The sequence below is a fragment of the Halocynthiibacter sp. SDUM655004 genome, assembly GCF_026015885.1.
GTDB classification, from domain to species: Bacteria; Pseudomonadota; Alphaproteobacteria; order Rhodobacterales; family Rhodobacteraceae; genus Falsihalocynthiibacter; species Falsihalocynthiibacter halioticoli.
The window spans coordinates 476,816-497,042 of record NZ_JAPDUG010000001.1; the positions used below are offsets into that span (position 1 = coordinate 476,816).

Below are 20,227 nucleotides of genomic sequence, written 5' to 3' on the forward strand. Positions count from 1 at the left end.
GTTTTTGGCCTTTAATGCAGTATATAGTTTAAGCCGGAGTCATTCCATGTCCGATACCGAGAATCTTGTTGCCGAAATCGAAGCCCTCTCTGCGCAGCTAGCGAAGGCAAAAGCGAGCCTGACACAGCGATTTATCGGGCAGGAGCGGGTGGTTGATCTGGCGCTTGCAGCTCTGCTCTGTGGGGGGCACGCGCTTTTGGTTGGCTTGCCGGGGCTTGGAAAGACGCGCCTTGTTGAGTCGCTTTCGACGATCATGGGCCTCACGGGTAATCGCATTCAGTTCACGCCAGACTTGATGCCCGCGGATATTCTCGGTTCTGAAATACTGGATACAAATGCCGCCGGAGAACGAGCGTTCAAATTCGTACCGGGGCCGATTTTTTGTCAGCTTCTTATGGCTGACGAGATCAACCGCGCCAGCCCGCGTACCCAATCTGCCTTGCTTCAGGCGATGCAGGAAAAGCAGGTGACAATCGCAGGGCAGGAGCGCGCACTTGATGCGCCCTTCCACGTGTTGGCTACGCAGAACCCGATCGAGCAGGAGGGGACATATACGCTCCCCGAAGCGCAGCTTGATCGCTTCCTTGTTCAAATCAACGTTAATTATCCGGACCGCCACACAGAGCGAGAGATCGTCCTTGCCACGACGGGCATAGAGGATGGGCAAGTGGAACAGGTGTTTACGGCTTCTGATCTTGTTGCGGCGCAAACCTTGCTGCGTCGGATGCCTGTAGGCGAGTCTGTGGTTGAATTGATCCTTAGCCTCGTGCGCTCCTGTCGTCCTGAGGATGAAACCGCGCCGGAGTTCGTGCGGGACGCAGTTGCGTGGGGGCCCGGGCCACGTGCGGCACAGGCGTTGATGATGGTTGTTCGAGCGCAGGCCTTGCTTGAAGGGCGTCTTGCCCCGACGGCGGAGGATGTATTGCGCATGGCCGAGCCCGTTTTGCAGCACCGCATGGCGCTTGGCTTTGGCGCGCGGGCGCAGGGCGTGACGCTCGAAGAAGTGATCGGGAAGGCTGCGGACGTGATAGGTGCGCAGACGCGCGCGGCATGAGTTCCGAGCCGCTCAGATTCAGGCAGCGGGCCGAAGAGCTCGCCGCCCCGCTCCCCGGCTTACTGGCCGAGGCGGAGCATCTCGCGGCGACCATCCAGATGGGTGAGCATGGCCGCCGCCGTAGCGGCGCAGGCGATGAATTCTGGCAATACCGCCCTGCAATGCCGGGCGATCCGGTGCGACTGATTGATTGGCGGCGTTCGGCGCGGTCTGACATCCATTTCGTTCGCCAACGCGAATGGCAAGCGATGCAATCGGTGCGCTTTTGGGCAGATCCCTCGCAGAGCATGAATTTCGCCAGCTCCAAAGACCTCACCACAAAGGCGCGTCGTGCGCGACTGCTTGTTATGGCGACGGCGATCCTGCTTCAGCGCGGCGGCGAACGTGTTGGTCTGCTGGGTGATGCTAACCCGCCAAGCGCAAATAAAGCCGCGCTTCTTCGTATGGCGGAAACACTGTTTGTTATGGGGTCAGAAGCGGAATACGGCGCGCCCGATGCGCCGGAGTTACAATCCAATTCGCAGCTTGTCCTTGTTTCAGATTTCCTAGGCGATCTTGCCTCGCTCGAGCTGGTGATCGAACGCGCAATGGCGCGCGGATTACGCGGCGCGATGGTTCAGGTTCTTGATCCTATGGAGGTCGAGTTTCCCTTTGAAGGCCGAACGGTATTCCAGAGCATCGGAGGCTCTATTCGGTTCGAAACGCAAAAAGCAAATGCCCTGAAATCCCAGTACTACGATCGTTTGAAAGAGCGACAGTTCGAACTTAAGGATTTGGCGAAACGAGCTGGCTGGCTTTTCGAAACCCACCATACCGATACCTCGGCGGCTTCAGCGCTTATGTGGCTCTACCAAGCGCTTGAAAGGGGGAGTTGATGGCTAGTCTGCTTCCCATCAGCTTTGCCTACCCTTGGCTTTTGTTAGGCTTATTGGCGCTGCCGTTGTTGATCTGGCTCTTGCGCGCGGTGCCGCCTGCTCCTGTTTTGCAACGCTTCCCGGCGGTTGGGTTGTTGCTGGGCTTAAAGGACGACGAAGCCCAATCCGACAGAACGCCATGGTGGCTGCTCGCGTTGCGAATATTTGCCTTGGCGGCGGTTATTGTTGGTTTCGCCGGACCCGTCCTTGACCCCAAGACGCCGCCAGCGGAAGGGCGCGGTGATTTGCTTGTTGTGATGGACTCTACATGGGCGAGCGCGGCTGGCTGGAGCCGCACGCGCACGACATTAGAAGCCGAACTTGAGGCCGCAAGCCGCGCTGGGCGGCGCGTTGCTGTTCTTCAATTAACGGATGGAACCACCGAAGCGCCGCAATTCAACACAGCGGAGCATTGGCTTGCGGCTGTGCCGTCGCTAGTTCCACACCCCTATGAGGTTGGTGTTGATCGGGTTCTCGAGCGGATTGAGGGGATCGAAGGCAACGAGCTAGACGTGTTCTGGATGTCGGACGGGCGGAATTGGCAAGGGCGTGAGGATGTTTTGGCCGCGCTGGAGGAGCTTGGCCCCGTGCGCGTTTATGAAACTGGCGCGCCGATATTCGCGCTTGCCGCCGCAGAATTCCAAGATCGTGCTATTACTGTTCCTGTTCTAAGGGATGTTACCGTTTCCGCAGAGGGGCTCTCCGTTGCCGTGATCGGGCCGGACCCGAGCGGCGTTGAGCGCGTGCTGTTGCAAACACCTGTGGAGTTTGATGGCGGGTCTATGGAAACCGAGGTTGTGCTTGAGCTCCCTCCTGAAATTCGCAATCGCATCACCCGTCTAACGCTAACTGGGCAAAACCACGCTGGTGCGGTCTGGCTGTCGGATGATGCGCTGAAGCGGCGCGAGGTTGCTCTCTTCTCTGCGCAATCCGAACAGGAGGCGCTCGCGGTTCTCGACCCGTTGCATTACTTGCGCCAAGCTTTGGTGCCGTCCACTGATCTGATTGATGGCGCAGTTGCCGAAACACTTCTGGCCAATCCGGATGTCGTCATTTTTGCGGATATTGCCCGCCTTGCGGATGAAGACAATGCCGCGTTGATTGAGTGGGTTGAAAAGGGCGGTTTGCTTGTTCGGTTTGCGGGGCCACGCCTTGCGGCAAGTGACCTGAGCCGCGCAGAAGAAGACCCGCTGATGCCCGTTCGCTTGCGTGCAGGAGGACGAACAGTTGGCGGCGCGATGAGTTGGGGGCAACCGCGCGAACTTGCGCCCTTTGCTGCCGAGTCACCCTTTTTCGGGCTAGAAGTGCCTGATGATGTTGCCATAACCGCGCAGGTGATCGCAGAGCCAGACCCTACGCTTTCTGCCCGTGTTCTCGCATCGCTCAAGGATGGCACGCCACTGGTTACGCGCAAAGAGCTTGGCAACGGTCACGTCGTCCTGTTCCACGTCACCGCGAGCGCGCGTTGGTCGACTTTACCGCTCTCGGGATTGTTCGTTCAGATGATGGAGCGGCTGGCGATTTCCAGTCAGGGTATGCCGCTTGAGGAGCAAAAACTGGAAGGTACGGTCTGGACCCCGAAGCAGGTTCTTGATGGGTTCGGCCAAATCGGCTTGCCCTCTGCGGAGCTTGCTGGCGTCAAAGGTGAGCAATTGGCAGAGGCGCCGCTGAGTGCGGAAGTACCGCCTGGCGTTTATACCAGCGAAGACCGCCAAATTGCCCGCAATGTCGGTGTTGATGCAGAGCAGCTCTTGCCGATGGATTGGCCCACGCGAATTCCCGTTGATGGTGTTGTTGTTGAACGACCGCAGCCGTTGAAGGGCATACTTCTCGCTGCGGCGCTTGTCGCGCTTTTGGCGGATGCGCTGGCAGCGCTGATGCTTTCCGGCAAGCTTCGTCGTGAGGTGGTGCATGGCGCTTTCGCTGCCGCAGCGGTTATGCTGTTTGCGGCAGAAGATGCGCGAGCGCAGGAAGAGTTGCCCCCCCTTGACCCCAAGGCTTATGCCGCGACCCGAGAGGTTGTGATGGCCTATGTGGAAACAGGTGACACAGCAGTTGATGAAGTGTCCTATGCGGGGCTGTACGGGCTTGGTCTTGTGCTGAACCTGCGGACATCTATTGAGCCAGCGGAGCCGATTGCGATTGATCTGGAGGAGGATGAGCTTGCGTTCTATCCGATGATTTATTGGCCGATCACGCCGGAACAACCGCTCCCCACGCCCGCAGCCTACGCCAAATTGAACCGCTATATGCAGAAAGGCGGGCTTATCCTTTTTGATACGCGGGACGCGGATCGCGTGTCGTATCGCGGTACTTCTGAAAATGCGCGCAAGCTGCAGCAACTGGCGCGGCAGCTTGATATTCCACCGCTTGAGCCTGTTCCTGATGATCACGTGTTGCGCCGGACATTCTATCTATTGAGTGACCTTCCCGGTCGCTACTACGGGCCGGATGTCTGGGTCGAGGCCGCCCCCGCCGATGCCGAACGCGCCGAGGGGATGCCCTTCCGCAATCTCAACGATGGTGTGACACCTGTTGTGATTGGCGGAAACGATTGGGCCGCAGCTTGGGCCATGACGGAAAACGGCAACCGTATGTTTACCGTTGGTAGAGGCCGAGGCGGCGAACGACAGCGCGAACTGGCATTTCGGTTTGGTGTGAACCTGATGATGCATGTGCTGACAGGTAACTACAAAAGCGATCAGGTGCATGTGCCCGACCTGCTGGAAAGGCTGGGTCAGTGATGCGCGAACAGATCCTATTTGATCCGCTTTTACCGGTTTGGCTTGTTGGTGTGCTTGCCGCTGTTGCTGGGGTTGTACTCGTGATTGCAGCGCTGCGTGGGCTTTCAGGGTGGTGGCTGCGCGGATTGGTGGCTGCAATACTGCTTGGGGCGGTTCTAAACCCGTCGATCCAGCGCGAAAACCGCGAGGCGCTTTCTGATCTGTTGCTCGTGCTCGTTGACAACTCGGCAAGCCAACGTATCTCTGATCGGCCTGATCAAACCGCGGCTGCGCTTGCAGAGGTTCGTGCAAAGGCCGCGGCTTTACCTAATACCGAAGTCAAGGTCGTAACCTTCGAGGAGGCCGAGCAAGATGGCGGCACGCCGATTTTCTCGGCACTCGTGGCTGCGCTCGCGGAACTGCCTCAATCGCGTATCGCGGGGATTATTGCCATAACTGATGGCCGCGCCCATGATATTCCGACACAAGAAGCGTTGACGACATTCGCTTTGCCCGCGCCATTTCAAACTGTCTTAACTGGCCGTAAAAAAGATTGGGACCGCCGCTTCTCTGTGTCCAATGCTCCGGCCTTCGGGATCATTGGCGAGCCTGTTTTGCTCACGCTCAAGGTCGAGGATCAAGGCAACATTCCTGCCGCTGCCGGTGATATGGCGGAGCTGATTGTGTCAATCGACGGTGGCGCGCCCGAAAGTTATCAGGTGCCTGTGGGTGAGGAGCTTGAGGTGCCGCTGGTGTTGAACCACGCAGGGATGAACGTGGTGCAGTTTGAAGTACCCACCGCCGAGGGTGAGTTAACAGACCGTAACAACAGCGCCGTCCTTCAGATTAACGGCGTGCGTGATCGGCTCCGTGTGTTGCTCGTGTCAGGCGAACCGCATCCGGGCGAACGCACATGGCGCAACCTTTTGAAATCTGACAGCTCGGTGGACCTTGTCCATTTCACCATCCTGCGCCCCCCTAATAAGCAAGACGGCGTTCCAGTAAGCGAGCTTTCTCTGATCGCGTTCCCAACGCGGGAACTGTTTCTTGAAAAGATAGATGATTTCGATCTCATCATTTTTGACCGCTATAAGCGGCGGGGTATTTTGCCGTCTGTTTATCTTGAGAACGTGCGCGATTATGCCTTGCGCGGTGGTGCGGTTCTTGTGGCGGCTGGACCTGACTTTGCGTCTGTGGACAGCCTGTTTTACTCGTCGTTGTCAGAAGTCCTTCCCGGAGCGCCGACGTCCCGCTTGATCGAGGAAGAGTTCCTGCCGCGCGTGAGTGAACTCGGGCAGATGCACCCCGTCACCGAAGGGCTTCAAGCTGGCGAAACGCCTGATTGGGGACGCTGGCTTCGTATGATTGAGGTCGCTCCATTTGGTGGGCAAACGATCCTTACGGGCGCAAATGACGCGCCGCTTCTCATGCTTGATCGGGTAGGCGAGGGGCGCATTGCGCTCCTTGCAAGCGATCACGCGTGGCTCTGGCATCGTGGCTTTGATGGGGGTGGACCGCAGTTGGAATTGCTGCGTCGACTTGCCCATTGGATGATGAAAGAGCCAGAGCTTGAGGAGGAGGGGCTTTGGGCCACAGCAATCGGCCAGGAGATGGCAATCACGCGCCGCACACTTGAGCCAGACGCGGCTGAAACTCTCCCACCAGTAACTCTAACGACGCCGAGTGGAGAGGAAATTGCGCTTTCTCTTTCTCAAGCCCGACCAGGGCGGTTCGAGGCGCGGTATTCAAGCGATGAGTTGGGCCTCTATCGCCTGACCCAAGGCGAGCATTCCGCCGTTGTCGCTCTAGGGCCCACAGCGCCACGCGAATTCATCGAGACCGTGGCGTCCGCCGAAGCGCTAGAGCCGCTCTCATCGCAAAATCGCGGCGGCAGTTTCCGCGCAGAAGAGGGTGTACCGGACTTCAGGTTCGTTCGAGAGGGAAGACCTGCAGCAGGGACGAACTGGGCGGGCTTTTGGCAGCGCGAGGCTTTCTTGACCACAGATATTACAGTTCACCCGCTTGCGCCCGCGTGGCTTGTGTTGTTGCTTGCCTCCGCACTCACCCTATGGGGCTGGTTGCGCGAAGGGCGGCGTTAATTACTGGCTAAGCTCTACGGCAAATGGCGGGCTTGTCTCTCCATCCTGCGAGCAGTTGGCAAAAATATAAACCGTTTCGATATCCTCGGGAATGACGACACCAGAGACCGAGCGGGTAAAGGGCTGTTCCGTTTCATGCGGATGGGCCAGCGGGCGGGCGCCAAGCTCTGTGCCATCTTCGGTCCGAACAACCCAGCCATCAACGTAATGATCCCAGCCTGTATCTGGATGTAGGATTGTCACGTCAAAACGCCAGCCGTTTTTACCTTTTTGGGCAACGACCTCGGTGATCTCGATTGGATCGGCCATCACGGGGGAAGCCAACATCACAAGCAAAAGTCCAAGTAAGCGCTTCATTTCCGAACCTCCTTGTCCAACAGAACAATACGCGAATGGGAAGCAAATTCGCGCCGCCAAAGGACAAGGCTGGTAAATACAGTTGCCGCAATGAGCGGTATCGCACCGAGCATCCATCCAAGGGCCGCAAGCGCGAAATATACGCTTCGCAAACCGCGATTATAGCTGCGTGCAGCGGTAATGTTAATCTCGGCTGATTGTTGGGCGCGATGCAATGCAAGCGGGTTATTCTCGTCATTTGGCGCAGCAGCCATCACAACGGCTGCGTAGCCGAACAAACGATGCGACCAGACGAATTTGAGAAATCCACTGGCCAGCAACAGCAAAATCAGCAGGATTTTCACCTCCCAAACAAGCGCTGGCGCACTTTCAAGCGACAGGTCCTGTGCTAGGCCGCGCAATTGTTCCTGATTGCCGATGAGCGCGAGCCCGCCGCCGATCCCGATCATACAGGCGGATGCGAAGAAGGTTGTCCCAAGACGAAGTGTGGAGAGGATTGTTGCGTCGAAAATGCGCGGCTGCCGCGTGACGTATTGCACCATCCATTCGCGACGGTAATTCGCCATGAGGCTGGATACAGAGGGCTTTGAGCGCGGCGGATTCTCGATATGCCAGCCGATTGCGACCCAGCTGACGAGAAAAAACAACACTGCAAAGGCGTCTAAAAGGTCAAAATATTCAAGTCTGACAAGTAGTTCCATGAGAGCGAGCATAACGGCGGGGATTGTGGCTTGCTAGTCTGAAAAATTGGTTATATTTTCTTACCAATCCAGCGGAGGAGCCAGATTCCATGCAAATGCCCCAGCCAAATCAGGACGTCCTAGGGCGAAAATCCCGCATCGTGGCACTCCTTGCCGAGGCGCTGCCAGAAGGTGCAGTCATTCATGACGAGAACGAAACGCGTGCCTATGAATGCGATGCGCTGACGGCATATAAGTGCCCTCCTATGTGCGTAGCGCTGCCCACTTGCACCGAAGAGGTGGCGGCAGTCCTTAGGATTTGCTCGGAAAACAATGTGCCTGTTGTGCCGCGGGGGGCCGGTACCTCGCTTGCAGGCGGAGCGCTTCCGACGGCCGACTGCGTGATCCTTGGCGTGGCACGCATGAACGAGGTGTTGGAAACCGATTACGACAACCGCTTTATCCGCGTTCAAACGGGTCGCACGAACCTGAGTGTTTCTGGCGCAGTGGAGGAGAACGGTTTTTTCTATGCCCCGGACCCGAGCAGCCAGCTTGCCTGCGCCATTGCGGGTAATATCGCGATGAATTCGGGTGGCGCGCATTGCCTCAAATACGGCGTCACGACGAATAATCTCTTGGGGGTGAAGCTCGTGACCATGGAGGGCGAAATCGTCGAGATCGGTGGCGCGCATATGGATGCGGCGGGTCTTGATCTCCTCGGCCTGATCTGTGGTAGCGAGGGGCAGCTTGGCGTGGTCACAGAGGCAACATTGCGGATTTTACACAAGCCCGAGGGCGCGCGCCCCGTGTTGATTGGTTTTGACAGCAACGAAGTCGCCGGCGCTTGTGTGAGTGACATTATTCAGGCGGGTATCTTGCCCGTTGCGATTGAGTTCATGGACCGCCCTTGTATCCGCGCTGTCGAGAAATTCGCAAAAGCGGGCTATCCTGATTGCGAGGCGCTTCTGATTGTCGAGGTCGAGGGGAGCGACGCAGAAATTGATCATCAGCTTGGCCTAATCAAAGACATTGCCTCGGCGCATAATCCGGTAGAATTCCGTGAAAGCGGCTCTGCCGAAGAAAGCGCTGCGATCTGGCTTGGGCGGAAATCGGCGTTCGGCGCGATGGGGCAGATCAACGACTACATGTGCCTAGACGGGACAATCCCTGTGTCGGAATTGCCGCTTGTGCTGGGCCGTATTCGCGAGCTTTCCCAAGGCTACGGGCTTGAGGTTGCGAATGTGTTTCACGCAGGCGACGGCAATATGCACCCACTGATCCTGTTCAACGCAAACAAGGATGGCGACCTTGAAAAATGCGAAGCACTAGGGGCGGATATCTTGCGCTTATGCGTTGAGGTTGGTGGTTGTTTAACGGGCGAGCACGGCGTTGGGGTTGAAAAGCGAGATCTGATGACGAGCCAATATACCGCCGATGATCTAGAAGCGCAGCTTCTGGTGAAGGACGTGTTTGACCCGAAGTGGCTGCTGAATGCGGCCAAAGTCTTCCCTCTCGAAGTGACGCAATCGCGCCGCTCTGCTTGATTATTCAAGGATACATTCAAGAATGACCGATATTTTGAAACCAGAGAGCGAAGCTGCGCTGGCCGAAGTTATTGCAACTGCGGAAACGCCGTTACGCATCACGGGCGTCGGAACGCGTGGGACTACATCGGGGCTAACAGGGCAGCAATTGTCGACTTCTGGCATGAGCGGTGTCACGCTTTATGAACCTGGCGCGCTTACACTTGTGGCGCGAGCCGGAACCTCTGTTGCCGAGATTGAGGCGCTTTTGGCCGAGAAAAAACAGCGGCTTGCGTTCGAGCCGATGGACCATCGCGGATTGATGGGTACGACAGGGGAGCCGACGATAGGCGGGATTGTCGCGGCTAACGTTTCTGGTCCGCGCCGCGTTGCGGTTGGGGCGTGCCGTGATCATTTGCTTGGCGTCCGCTTTGTGGATGGACGCGGAAAGGTCATCAAAAACGGTGGTCGCGTGATGAAGAATGTCACGGGCTATGATCTGGTGAAGCTGATGGCGGGAAGTTTCGGAACGCTCGGTGTTTTGACTGAAGTTTCGCTCAAGGTTTTGCCCGAAGTGGAGGCGCGCGCTGTTCTTCTTATCAACGGCTTATCTGTTGCAGACGCGGTTGCGGCCATGTCTCGCGCGCTTGGCTCGCCTTATGAGGTAAGCGGTGCAGCGCATACGCCTTCGGGGCTAGACGGGCATCCGGTAACGATGCTGCGCGTGGAGGGATTTGCCGAGTCCGTGGCCTATCGCGCAAAGGCGTTGCAAAAGCTTCTTGCGGAGCTCGGTGAAAGTCAGATTGAAGACGACCCTGCGCGCACAAAGGCCGGTTGGAACTGGGTCCGAAATGTAGAGGCATTTCACGGCAGTCAGGGCGATGTCTGGAGGGTGTCGTGTAAGCCAAGTGATGCGCCGCGTCTGGCTGAGGAGGCTGGCGGCGAAGCGTTGCTGGATTGGGGCGGGGGGCTTCTTTGGGTGCAACTGCCAGAAGGAACAGACCTGCGCGCGCGGCTTTCTTCGTATGACGGGCACGCGACTCTTGTGCGTGCGAGTGCCAAAACACGCGACGCGCTCTCTGTTTTTGAGCCGCAAAACGAAATTCTTACCCGTATGGCGCAAGGCCTGCGGGACCGGTTTGACCCGAAACAGATATTTAACACAGGCCTGATGGGGTAATCTATGCAAACGAATTTCAGCCCCGAACAACTTAAAGACCCCGCAATCGAACGGGCCAACGAAATTTTACGGGCCTGCGTCCATTGCGGGTTTTGTACTGCCACTTGCCCGACCTATCAGGTGTTGGGCGATGAGTTGGATTCTCCGCGCGGGCGAATTTACCTGATCAAGGATATGCTCGAAAGCGGTCGACCAGCGGATGCGAAGACGGTGAAGCATATTGATCGCTGCTTAAGTTGCCTTGCCTGCATGACGACCTGTCCTTCGGGCGTGCATTATATGCACCTTGTCGATCAAGCGCGCGCCTATATCGAACAAACCTACAAGCGCCCCTTCATGGACCGCGCCCTGCGGTGGATGCTGGCACAGATTCTGCCCTATCCAACGCGGTTCCGGTTGGCATTGCTAGGAGCCAAAATCGGACGACCTTTTGCGTTCCTAATGCCCGATGCGCGACTCAAGGCGATGCTAAAGATGGCGCCTAAGAGGATTCCCCCTGTTTCGCGCAACGATGATGCACAGGTCTTTCCGGCGATTGGCGTGCGCAAAAAACGTGTGGCGCTGATGACGGGCTGTGCGCAAAAGGCGCTGAACACGGATATCAACGATGCAACAATCCGACTTCTGCGGCGGCTGGGCTGTGATGTTGTGATTGCCAAAGGTATGGGATGCTGTGGCGCGCTCACGCACCATATGGGGCAAGAAGACAAGAGCCACGCGGCAGCAGCCAATAACATCCGCGCTTGGATGGCCGAGGTAAATGGTGAGGGGCTCGATGCGGTTGTGATCAATACCTCTGGCTGTGGCACAACTGTTAAAGACTATGGCCACATGTTCCGCAACGATCCGCTTGCCGCAGATGCGGCGAAGGTTTCGGAATTGGCGATGGACGTGAGTGAGCTGTTGATGACGCTCGACCTTCCCCAACAACAAGAACAGGGATTGCGCGTTGCATATCATTCGGCCTGCTCACTGCAACACGGTCAGCAAGTTAAGACACACCCGAAAACCCTATTGAAAAATGCGGGGTTTGAGGTTGTCGAGCCTGCTGATCCACACCTGTGTTGCGGCTCTGCTGGGACTTACAACCTGATGCAGCCCGAAATTTCCGGGGAACTCAAGAAGCGGAAAGTGGCAACACTCGCGGCGAAAAAGCCTGACGTTATTGCCGCAGGGAACATCGGTTGTATGATGCAAATCGGTGATGCGGCAGGTGCGCCGATTGTTCATACGGTGGAGTTGCTGGATTGGGCCACAGGCGGGCCAAAACCCCCATCTTTGAGCGAAGGACCAAAACCGCCATCATTGAGGTAGGCTTGGTCATATTCCTGCCTTAACTCGCCACTAGACCACTATTAATTGGAGGTCAAATGCGTCGGTTGTTGGTGATTTTGTTCTTGGTACTCGGGTTTGCGCCTGCGCAGGCCAATGAACTTGTGAGCCTTCAAACTGGTGATGACGGGCGTGGCTGGGAAGCCGTTGGGCGGCTCAACATCAACAAAACGGCAATGTGTACCGGAACCCTGATTGCGCCAGACCTTGTTCTTACGGCAGCGCATTGCCTGTTTGATAAGGTGACCCGCCAGCCGATTGATCCACGCACCATCGAATTCCTCGCGGGGTGGCGCAATGGTCGGGCGTCTGCGTATCGTTGGGTTGCACATGCGGTGAAGCACCCGGATTACAAATATGATTCCAAGAACCCAGCCATTCGCGTGCGCAATGATGTGGCGCTGCTTCGGCTTTCGCAGCCGATCCGAAATCAGAATATCGTGCCGTTTACCACTTCGGTTCACCCAAAGAAGGGTGCGGCGGTTGATGTGGTTTCTTATGCGCATGACCGTGCCGACAGCCCTAGCCTTCAGCGGGAATGCCATGTGCTTGCATTGCGGCTTGAAACGCTTGTTTTGTCCTGTGACGTTGATTTCGGAGCGTCCGGCGCGCCAATCTTCAGCTATGTAAACGGTGTGCCGGAAATTGTTTCGGTCGTGTCTGCGCGCGCGGAAGCGGGCGGGCGTCAGGTTGCGCTTGGGACATCGCTCGAAAAACCGCTTGATGTGTTGATGGAAGAGATGGCCGCTGCGCCAAGTGTTTTCAAACGCGGCGCGCCGATCATGCGCAATGGGGTTCGCGAGGGCTTCAAGCAATCAACTGGCGCGAAATTTGTGCGGCCCTAGTCGAAAAACTGCGTTTACGCCCCCTTGAAACGCAGAAATCCATTTCCCAAATTGAGTGTACCGGAGTGCCGAAGTCGGGCTCTGTAACCGCCTGTCCCATGAGGGAAGGCCTTAACGTTGTTGCTCAATAGGAGAATGACCATGAGAAACTTTGACCTTACACCGCTTTATCGCGCAACTGTTGGCTTTGACCAAATCGCTGATCTAATGGATCGCGTCAGCACAACAGACCAGACGCGCCAAAGCTACCCCCCATACAATATCGAGAAAACCGCTGATGACGCGTGGCGTGTGTCTATCGCTGTTGCAGGATTTTCATCGGAAGAGCTGACCGTAGAGCTTCGTGCCAACGAGCTTGTCGTGACAGCCAAGAAGGAAGCCGATGATTCCGAAGTGAAATACCTGCACCGTGGAATCGCAACCCGCGCATTTGAGCGGCGTTTCCAATTGGCAGAGCATGTGCATGTCACTGCGGCCAACCATGAGAATGGTATGCTGTCGATCGACCTGAAGCGTGAAGTCCCTGAAGCGCTTAAACCGCGTCGCATTGAAATTGCGAGTTCTGGTGTGAAAGAGTCACCCAAGATCGAAGCAAAACCGGTGAACTAATACGCTGCGGCGTTTGAGAACTTGTAACGAGTAAGGCCGCCGCCGTCTGTCTCGGACGTGTGAAAGCCAGAGTTGATGTGAAAGCCCGCCGGAAGCCAAGTGCCTCCGGCGGGTATTTTGTTATTTGCCTTGCAGAGATTTGGCGAGACGCATGAGGGTTACGGCTTCGGCGCGGTAGCCAAACTCGTCCTGACCCTTGGCGCCATTGGCCAGCGCAATCGCCTCGTCCCAGCCCCAATCACTAAGATACGTATCATCGCGAAGAAGCTGGCCAAAACCTGCGATCGCGGCGGAGAAACGAACGTCATCATTTCCGTTAACCTCGTTGCGGTTGATCGGAGTTTCCAGCAATTCGCTTGTCGTCTCGCCAGGGCGTTTGAAGCGCAATTTGAGGAAGCCCATTTCATCGCTCGGCACGAATTCGGCGGCGCTTTCGTCGCTATACCGAAGCGTCTCAACCTTTACCGCGGGTGAGCCAACAGGTGTGATTTCATAGATCGCGGTCACAGAATGGCCCGCGCCGATGTCTCCGGCGTCTACTTTATCGTTGTTGAAATCTTCGCGGTTGAGGATGCGGGTTTCATATCCGATCAGGCGGTATTCCGCGACTGTTGCGGGGTTGAATTCCACCTGAATTTTCACATCATTCGCAATCGGGTAAAGCGCGCCAGTAAGTTGATCGACGAGCGACTTCTGTGCTTCCGCGAGTGTGTCGATATAGGCGGCCTGCCCGTTGCCATGTTGGGCGAGGGCTTGCATCGTGGCATCGTTCAGATTGCCGCGCCCGAAGCCAAGTACCGACAGATAAGTGCCAGAGTCGCGTTTTGTTTTGATGAAGCTTTCAAGTGCATCTGGATCGCTGATGCCCACGTTGAAATCCCCATCCGTGGCCAGCAAGACCCGCGAAACTTCGCCATCTTTTTGCATAGTCTCGGCAATTGCATAGGCCTGTTCCAAACCGGCCTCACCGGCGGTGCCGCCACCAGATTCAAGTTGGTCTAGCGCGGCGAGAATTTTGGAAGACTCACTTGCAGCGGTTGGCGCAAGAACTTCACCTGCGCTTCCAGCATAGGCAACGATTGCAACCTGATCTTCGGGCCGCAATTGACCGAGCATGAGGCGGAAGCTCTGTTTCAAGAGTGGGAGTTTGTCCGGCTGGTTCATCGAGCCAGAAGTGTCCACAAGGAAAACAAGGTTGAGTGGCGGTCGGTTATCGATCACCGGCATTTCGCCTTGAATTCCGATATGAACAAGGCTTGTGTCAGGATTCCAAGGTGTTTCAATCATTGTTACCGTTTGCTGAAACGGCACATCGCCAGCGGGTGCTGGGTAGTTATAGGGGAAATAGTTGATCATTTCCTCGATGCGCACCGCCTCTGGATCAGGGAGATAGCCGTTGGTGAGCGAGGAACGGATAATCGAATAAGACGCTGTATCAACATCGATCGAAAACGTTGAAACCGGCTCTTCGCGTGTCACCTTGAGCGGGTTTGGCGCTTCGTTCGCGTATGTTTCGCCGTCAGCGTCAAATTCCGGCATCGGGCGCGAAATGTTGTGGTCTTCGAAGTTCGCAATCGGATGGACAGGACGAATTTGACCATTCGCGCCGCCGGTTGCCATCATGCGGTCAGCAGCGACCGAGGCCCGTGGCGCGGGTTGAACTTGCTCGAGGATTTCAAGCTGCCCTTCTTTTGGCGCTTCGAGGTATTGCAAAGTTGGCTCGCTCTCGGCCGCCATCTCTTCGGTTGCGATAGCGGTTGAAACATCTTCGGGGGCCTTGGCCTTTTTGGGCAAGAAACCTTCCGAGCCGCCTTGCGGTAGTAGTACGAAAACCACCAGCCCGAGGGTTGCAACAGATGTGGTTGCGGCCAGCGCGCCGCGTGTGGTGAGGGAATTCAGCAATGCTCTTACTCCTGTGTTTAACCAGCCCCTCTTGGGCTTGGTCTCAGAAGTAGGACGCGCGCCATCGCGCGATCCTTGGAGGTCGGCAAAGTTTTTTTCCGCCAGCGCTATATTCTCGTGCTTTTTCTCCGCGTCAGGGGCGGGTGTGTCTTGCAAGAGTGCCTTTAGGGCCTTGAGATCATCGCTCATGGATAGCCCTCCTTTTGGTGGTATGCGCGCAGGTGTTTCTTCACTTCAGACATCCGCCACGCGATTGTGCCTTCGGAAACGGATAGAATTTCGCCCGCCTGCGCCTGTGTCAGTTCTTCGCCGAGGATAAGGATCACTGTATCACGAAGCTCTACTGGCAATGTGGAGATCGCCGTCGCGAGCCAATCTGATTGTTGTGCGGCTTCTTCGTTTTCGGCCACGCGGTTCAGTTCCCAATCGCCCCAGTTGTTCGCGGCGCGGGCATGGGTGGCGCGGCGGCGGCGTCGATCATGTGATGCGTTGATGGCCACACGATAGAGCCAAGTTGTGAACTTTGCGTCGCCGCGGAAGTTCGCGAGTTTGGCGGGAAGCGCTGCGCAAATGTCCTGCGTGAGGTCTTCGGCTTCTGTTGTGTTGCCAGCAAGGCGGCAGCACAGACCAAAAAGCCTGTCGTAGTGCCGTCGAAGCAGCAAGCCAAATGCCTCGCCGTCTCCGTTCGCAGCGGCGAGCGCAAGTGTTTCGTCATCGGTTTCCATCAACATCACATAAAGTATGACGCGCGCCGTGGGTCAATCCTTGGTATCGCGTGGAAAAAATCTACAGAGCGTATTGCGCGCGGAATTGCTTGCATCCCGCCGCGCCCACACGCAGAGTTAGATCGTTGTACGACAGGAGCCCCTCATGGACACAAGCGACGCCTATGCCAACGCGAAATATATTGAAAATGCCGCGTCATATCCGCCGAAATGGGAGGCGCAGGCAGCGGCATTTCGCGAGGAGTTGAGCAAAGCAGGGCGCGCTGAAATTGGTGTTCGCTATGGTGATCATCCGCGCGCGCAGCTTGATCTATTCCGACCGGAAAGAGAGGCGAAGGGGCTGTTTGTCTTTGTGCATGGTGGGTATTGGCGGGCGTTTGACCGCTCCACATGGTCACATTTTGCAAGTGGCGCATTGGCCGAGGGCTGGGCCGTTGCGATGCCTGGCTATCCTTTGGCACCAGAGGTCACGATTTCCGAGATCACTGCGAACATTAAAGTTGCGATCGAGAAGGCAGCTACGCTGATTGATGGCCCGATTGTTCTGGCGGGGCATTCTGCGGGCGGGCACCTTGTGGCGCGGATGTTGTGCGATGATGGTGTGAGCGAAGAGGTGGCCAAGCGGATTACAAATGTTGTGCCCATATCGCCATTGTCGGATTTACGGCCGCTGATGCATGCGGACCTGAATGATGACCTGCACCTGACAGAAGCAGAGGCCGCAAGTGAAAGCCCAATTCTGCGCAATAAAGCTCATCCTGCCCCCGTGACTGTGTGGGTTGGCGCGGAAGAGCGCCCGGCGTTTCTTGATCAGGCGCGCTGGCTTTCGGAGGCTTGGCCTGACACGGTTTGCGAAATTGAGGAGGGCAAGCACCATTTCGATGTGATCGACGGGCTCTTGGACGCGCGGCATCCCCTTTTGCGCGCGATTTTGGGCTAGCGGCTTGCTAGAAAGGCGAAGTTAAAATGCTGTTTTCATTTCTGCGGGCGTCGCTTCTTGGTTTTGCTGTCCTGACGGTGATCTACTTCATTATGCGTTGGTACGTATTCTCGCTTCGCCGCGAAGAACTGGAAAAAGAATTTGACCAAGAGGTGCAATCCGGCGATCGCGATGCCTATGTTGAAGCAGGTATGAAGGAGTATCGGAAGTCGCCGTTGCGTAAACTTCTGTTGCTAGTGTATATCGTGCCGCTTCTGCTCTATGTTGCTGTGATGTATTTTATAAATTTTAACTGAGGGCGTCATGCGCTACGTAAAAATAACTTTCTGGGTCCTTCTTGCGGCGCTTGTTGTTGCGTTTTTTAGTTACAATCTTCCCAAGCGTGACATCGTTCGGATTACGGGAACTGAAGTCATTCGCACGGATTTGTCAGGGGCGAACCGGTTTTTCTATGCCGAGCCGGATAGCGGAAATTCCCCTCAAGCCAACCGCGATCTGCGGCTTATCAATACGGTTTTCGAGAGCGGAAAGGTCAAGGTTTTCCGCAATGAGGATACTGGGTTATTCGGCTGGCCGCCCTACTTTAAAATCGACAGTTCCAACATGCACGCGGAGGCTGCCGATCTTGTTTCGACCCGCGATGCACCAGTTTGGGTTGCGATAACACATTATGGTTGGCGCAGCGAATTCCTGTCGATCTATCCGAATGCCATCAAGTTCAAGGTGGTTGAGGGGCCGGATGTGCGGCTTATCCCGTGGATGAGCATTATCATTCTGTTGCTCTGTGTGGCGTTTGTGTTTTGGCTCTGGCGGGTTTGGGTGCAGTTCAAGGAGCGCAAGATTGACCCTTTGCTGGATGATGCCAACAATACGATTGAGGCCGTGGATCAGCGCGCTGACGCCGCCAAAGATCAGGCGCGAAGCTGGTGGGCGCGGCTGACACGCCGCAAACCCTGATTATTCGCCGTATGGCCTACTCTCCGTAAGGCACCCAGATGTTCTTGACCTCGGTGGCGTGCCCAAGGAACTCGCGGCCTTCGCCATCTTTGCCGAACCAGTCGCGCGCTTGGCCTTGGTTAAGCCATGTGCGCTTGAGGTTAGATGCCGATGCTGCCTCTAGAGTTGCCGTCAAGTCAGGCGTAGAGGAGAAACTCCACACTGCATCCACATCCATGTGATCGGCCAGCGTTTTCCCAAGGTCGGCATGGTCGCCTGTCACGATACTTACCACACCCGCAGGAACATCTGATGTCTCGAGCACCTGATAGAAATCGGTTGCGGCAAGGGGGAAGGCTTGGCTTGCGCAAAGGATTGCGGTGTTGCCCATTGCGATCGCAGGAGCCATCACTGAAATCGCGCCAAGAAGCGGCGCCTCATCCGGACACAGGGCGCCGATCACGCCAACCGGTTCTTTCATCGCCAATGCAACGCCACGGATCGGAACCCCGTGGGCCTGACCGTCGTATTTGTCGGCCCATGCCGCATAGGTGAACAAACGAGAAATCGTGGCTTCAACCTCGGCTTTGCCACTATGTTTCTTGCTTTTGGGCTGCATCTCGCCGAGCCGCGCGGCAAATTCCTCGGCACGCGCTGAAAGGTTCTCGGCGATGTAGTAAAGGATCTGCGCACGCAGGTGCCCCGTTGTCTTGGCCCAGCCAGCGGCTTTGTGCGCAGCTTCGACCGCGTTGCGGATATCCTTGCGATTACCGATGCCGACGTGACCCAGCAGGTGGCCTTTCGGCCCATAGACAGGTTTTGAGTAGCCGCCGTCTGGGCGCGCTTGTTTCCCGCCGATATAGAATTTTGCAGTACGATCAAGCCCATCGACAACCGGTGATTTCGGCGCGGCAATCGGAGCGACTGGTGCAAGTTTTTTCGCCGTGGTTTTGGGTTTTGTATAGGCAGCAAGCCCCTCCCAGCCGCCTTCGCGGCCCATACCGCTTTCGCGACGTCCGCCAAATCCGGCGGCCGCATCAAAGAGGTTGGTTGCATTGACCCAAACAACGCCCGCAACCAGTTTTGGCGCGATATCAAGTGCGAGGTTTATGTTCTCCGTCCAGAGCGTGGCGGCCAATCCATAGCGCGTGTTATTGGCAAGCTGCACAGCCTCAGAGGGGGTGCGGAACGTTGTAGCACAGAGGACAGGCCCGAAGATTTCCTCCTGCATGAGCGGCGAGGCGCTGTGCAGGTCGGTAATCAATGTTGGTGGATAGAAACAACCTTCGACAGGCATGTCGCAAGGAGCGTGATAGACCTCGCCATCACCGCCATGGGTTTTCACGAGGTTGGTGATGGTTTCAAGCTGCACTGGATCAACGATTGCACCTACGTCGATGCATTTATCAAGTGGATCGCCGATGCGAAGGCTGGCCATACGTTTGCGTAAGCGGGCATAGAATTCTTCCGCAATACCTTCCTGCACCAAGAGGCGTGACCCTGCACAACAGACTTGCCCTTGATTGAACCAGATCGCATCAACAAGCCCCTCAATGGCACTGTCGATATCGGCATCCTCGAATACGATGTAAGGGGATTTGCCGCCCAGTTCGAGCGTGAGGGATTTGCCTTGCCCTGCGGTGGCCTCGCGGATTCTGCGGCCAACCGAGGTGCTGCCGGTAAAGGCAACTTTGTCCACGTCCTCATGCGTGACAATGGCTTCGCCCGTTTTCCCGTCGCCCGTTACGATGTTGATAACGCCCTTCGGTACATCAGCTTCTACACAGATCTCAGCAAAGAGGAGTGCGGTGAGCGAGGTATACTCCGCCGGTTTCAACACAACGGTATTGCCGGTTGCGATGGCAGGCGCGATTTTCCACGCGAGCATTAAAAGCGGGAAGTTCCACGGGATGACCTGCCCACAAACGCCGATTGCCTCTGCCTCGGGCAGTTCGCTTTCCATGAGCTGCGCCATGCCAGCGTGGAAATAGAAATGTCGCGCGACAAGCGGGATGTCGATATCGCGGCTTTCGCGGATCGGTTTCCCGTTGTCGAGTGTTTCCAGAACAGCAAAGAGGCGCGCGTGTTTCTGCAAAAGGCGGGCGATTGCATAAAGCACCTTGGCGCGCTCATGCCCCTTGGTCTTGGACCATTTCGGGAATGCCGCGCGGGCAGCGGAAACGGCTTTGTTCACCTCGGCTTTACCTGCTTGCGAAATTATCGCGAGCTCTTCGCCTGTTGCTGGATTGCGCGTTGCAAAGCCTTTGGCAGGGGAGGTGAACTCACCATTGATGAAATGGCCGAACTTGCCGTCTTTTTCTTTGATCCACGCCATGGCCTCGGCGCTGCTTTCGGGCGCGGGGCCATATGTCATGGAGTCAAAAACCTCTTTCACGTTTACGGTCATA

Annotated in this window: 17 protein-coding genes; 12 read left to right on the forward strand and 5 right to left on the reverse strand. The window is 56.5% G+C overall.

Annotated features, from left to right (window positions below; genetic code table 11):
* Nucleotides 1-46 precede the first annotated feature (46 nt).
* The 4 genes from N9C89_RS02390 to N9C89_RS02405 are packed head-to-tail and all read left to right on the forward strand — an operon-like array spanning nt 47 to nt 6,790.
* Nucleotides 47-1,054: an AAA family ATPase gene (locus N9C89_RS02390; protein ID WP_263952239.1), complete on the forward strand. Its 1,008-nt coding sequence runs from the start codon at nt 47-49 to the stop codon at nt 1,052-1,054.
* A complete protein-coding gene (locus N9C89_RS02395; RefSeq protein ID WP_263952240.1) occupies nt 1,051-1,929 on the forward strand; it encodes a DUF58 domain-containing protein in 879 nt (292 codons plus the stop codon). Before N9C89_RS02390 ends, N9C89_RS02395 begins: the two co-directional genes overlap by 4 nt.
* Nucleotides 1,929-4,712, forward strand: a complete 2,784-nt coding sequence (locus N9C89_RS02400) for a DUF4159 domain-containing protein (protein ID WP_263952241.1) — start codon at nt 1,929-1,931, stop codon at nt 4,710-4,712. Before N9C89_RS02395 ends, N9C89_RS02400 begins: the two co-directional genes overlap by 1 nt.
* On the forward strand, nt 4,712-6,790 hold the full coding sequence (locus N9C89_RS02405) for a hypothetical protein (protein ID WP_263952242.1): 2,079 nt from the start codon (nt 4,712-4,714) through the stop codon (nt 6,788-6,790). Before N9C89_RS02400 ends, N9C89_RS02405 begins: the two co-directional genes overlap by 1 nt.
* Here the strand turns inward: N9C89_RS02405 and N9C89_RS02410 are convergent, their stop codons facing one another.
* A complete protein-coding gene (locus tag N9C89_RS02410; RefSeq protein WP_263952243.1) occupies nt 6,791-7,147 on the reverse strand; it encodes a hypothetical protein in 357 nt (118 codons plus the stop codon).
* A complete protein-coding gene (locus N9C89_RS02415) occupies nt 7,144-7,848 on the reverse strand; it encodes a DUF599 domain-containing protein (RefSeq protein ID WP_263952244.1) in 705 nt (234 codons plus the stop codon). The genes N9C89_RS02410 and N9C89_RS02415 overlap by 4 nt, the downstream gene beginning before the upstream one ends.
* Nucleotides 7,849-7,937: 89 nt before the next feature.
* Here N9C89_RS02415 and N9C89_RS02420 point away from each other — a divergent pair, with 89 nt between their 5' ends.
* The 5 genes from N9C89_RS02420 (at nt 7,938) to N9C89_RS02440 (ending at nt 13,316) form a co-directional block, all read left to right on the forward strand.
* Complete coding sequence (locus N9C89_RS02420) at nt 7,938-9,371, forward strand: FAD-linked oxidase C-terminal domain-containing protein (protein WP_263952245.1); 1,434 nt, start codon at nt 7,938-7,940, stop codon at nt 9,369-9,371.
* Nucleotides 9,372-9,393: 22 nt separating this feature from the next.
* Nucleotides 9,394-10,530: an FAD-binding protein gene (locus N9C89_RS02425; RefSeq protein ID WP_263952246.1), complete on the forward strand. Its 1,137-nt coding sequence runs from the start codon at nt 9,394-9,396 to the stop codon at nt 10,528-10,530.
* 3 nt (nt 10,531-10,533) lie between these two features.
* On the forward strand, nt 10,534-11,844 hold the full coding sequence (glcF, locus tag N9C89_RS02430; RefSeq protein ID WP_263952247.1) for a glycolate oxidase subunit GlcF: 1,311 nt from the start codon (nt 10,534-10,536) through the stop codon (nt 11,842-11,844).
* A gap of 56 nt (nt 11,845-11,900) precedes the next feature.
* Entirely contained in the window at nt 11,901-12,707 is an 807-nt protein-coding gene (locus tag N9C89_RS02435; protein ID WP_263952248.1) for a trypsin-like serine peptidase, read from the forward strand.
* A 141-nt stretch (nt 12,708-12,848) separates the two neighbouring features.
* Entirely contained in the window at nt 12,849-13,316 is a 468-nt protein-coding gene (locus N9C89_RS02440; RefSeq protein WP_263952249.1) for an Hsp20 family protein, read from the forward strand.
* Between the two features lie 120 nt (nt 13,317-13,436).
* Here the strand turns inward: N9C89_RS02440 and N9C89_RS02445 are convergent, their stop codons facing one another.
* Nucleotides 13,437-15,407 (reverse strand): vWA domain-containing protein, encoded by a 1,971-nt coding sequence (locus N9C89_RS02445; RefSeq protein ID WP_263952250.1) that lies wholly within the window; start codon nt 15,405-15,407, stop codon nt 13,437-13,439.
* Nucleotides 15,404-15,943, reverse strand: coding sequence for an RNA polymerase sigma factor (locus tag N9C89_RS02450; RefSeq protein ID WP_263952251.1), 540 nt, complete (start codon nt 15,941-15,943; stop codon nt 15,404-15,406). The genes N9C89_RS02445 and N9C89_RS02450 overlap by 4 nt, the downstream gene beginning before the upstream one ends.
* A 145-nt stretch (nt 15,944-16,088) precedes the next feature.
* On the opposite strand from N9C89_RS02450, the gene N9C89_RS02455 reads away from it, so the two are divergent.
* From N9C89_RS02455 to N9C89_RS02465, 3 genes are read left to right on the forward strand one after another with little or no spacing between them, the layout of a single operon-like run.
* On the forward strand, nt 16,089-16,883 hold the full coding sequence (locus tag N9C89_RS02455) for an alpha/beta hydrolase (RefSeq protein WP_263952252.1): 795 nt from the start codon (nt 16,089-16,091) through the stop codon (nt 16,881-16,883).
* Between the two features lie 26 nt (nt 16,884-16,909).
* The gene (locus N9C89_RS02460) at nt 16,910-17,179 is read left to right on the forward strand and encodes a hypothetical protein (RefSeq protein ID WP_263952253.1); all 270 of its coding nucleotides are present in this window, start codon (nt 16,910-16,912) and stop codon (nt 17,177-17,179) included.
* Nucleotides 17,180-17,186: 7 nt separating this feature from the next.
* Entirely contained in the window at nt 17,187-17,840 is a 654-nt protein-coding gene (locus N9C89_RS02465; RefSeq protein WP_263952254.1) for a DUF1523 family protein, read from the forward strand.
* A 16-nt stretch (nt 17,841-17,856) separates the two neighbouring features.
* On the opposite strand, the gene N9C89_RS02470 is transcribed toward N9C89_RS02465, so the two are convergent.
* Nucleotides 17,857-20,226 carry an aldehyde dehydrogenase family protein gene (locus N9C89_RS02470; RefSeq protein WP_263952255.1) on the reverse strand — a complete coding sequence of 790 codons (2,370 nt, stop codon included), beginning with the start codon at nt 20,224-20,226 and terminating at the stop codon, nt 17,857-17,859.
* Nucleotide 20,227: the final 1 nt, after the last annotated feature.

Bases quoted from the DNA above. Each gene is read 5' to 3' on its own strand.
- N9C89_RS02420 (WP_263952245.1), top strand. From the start codon at position 7,938: ATGCAAATGCCCCAGCCAAATCAGGACGTCCTAGGGCGAAAATCCCGC.
- N9C89_RS02460 (WP_263952253.1), top strand. From the start codon at position 16,910: ATGCTGTTTTCATTTCTGCGGGCGTCGCTTCTTGGTTTTGCTGTCCTG.
- N9C89_RS02440 (WP_263952249.1), top strand. From the start codon at position 12,849: ATGAGAAACTTTGACCTTACACCGCTTTATCGCGCAACTGTTGGCTTT.
- N9C89_RS02405 (WP_263952242.1), top strand. From the start codon at position 4,712: ATGCGCGAACAGATCCTATTTGATCCGCTTTTACCGGTTTGGCTTGTT.
- N9C89_RS02445 (WP_263952250.1), bottom strand. From the start codon at position 15,407: ATGAGCGATGATCTCAAGGCCCTAAAGGCACTCTTGCAAGACACACCC.
- N9C89_RS02415 (WP_263952244.1), bottom strand. From the start codon at position 7,848: ATGGAACTACTTGTCAGACTTGAATATTTTGACCTTTTAGACGCCTTT.
- N9C89_RS02410 (WP_263952243.1), bottom strand. From the start codon at position 7,147: ATGAAGCGCTTACTTGGACTTTTGCTTGTGATGTTGGCTTCCCCCGTG.
- N9C89_RS02470 (WP_263952255.1), bottom strand. From the start codon at position 20,226: ATGACCGTAAACGTGAAAGAGGTTTTTGACTCCATGACATATGGCCCC.
- N9C89_RS02390 (WP_263952239.1), top strand. From the start codon at position 47: ATGTCCGATACCGAGAATCTTGTTGCCGAAATCGAAGCCCTCTCTGCG.
- N9C89_RS02455 (WP_263952252.1), top strand. From the start codon at position 16,089: ATGGACACAAGCGACGCCTATGCCAACGCGAAATATATTGAAAATGCC.
- glcF (WP_263952247.1), top strand. From the start codon at position 10,534: ATGCAAACGAATTTCAGCCCCGAACAACTTAAAGACCCCGCAATCGAA.
- N9C89_RS02435 (WP_263952248.1), top strand. From the start codon at position 11,901: ATGCGTCGGTTGTTGGTGATTTTGTTCTTGGTACTCGGGTTTGCGCCT.
- N9C89_RS02425 (WP_263952246.1), top strand. From the start codon at position 9,394: ATGACCGATATTTTGAAACCAGAGAGCGAAGCTGCGCTGGCCGAAGTT.
- N9C89_RS02400 (WP_263952241.1), top strand. From the start codon at position 1,929: ATGGCTAGTCTGCTTCCCATCAGCTTTGCCTACCCTTGGCTTTTGTTA.
- N9C89_RS02465 (WP_263952254.1), top strand. From the start codon at position 17,187: ATGCGCTACGTAAAAATAACTTTCTGGGTCCTTCTTGCGGCGCTTGTT.
- N9C89_RS02395 (WP_263952240.1), top strand. From the start codon at position 1,051: ATGAGTTCCGAGCCGCTCAGATTCAGGCAGCGGGCCGAAGAGCTCGCC.
- N9C89_RS02450 (WP_263952251.1), bottom strand. From the start codon at position 15,943: ATGGAAACCGATGACGAAACACTTGCGCTCGCCGCTGCGAACGGAGAC.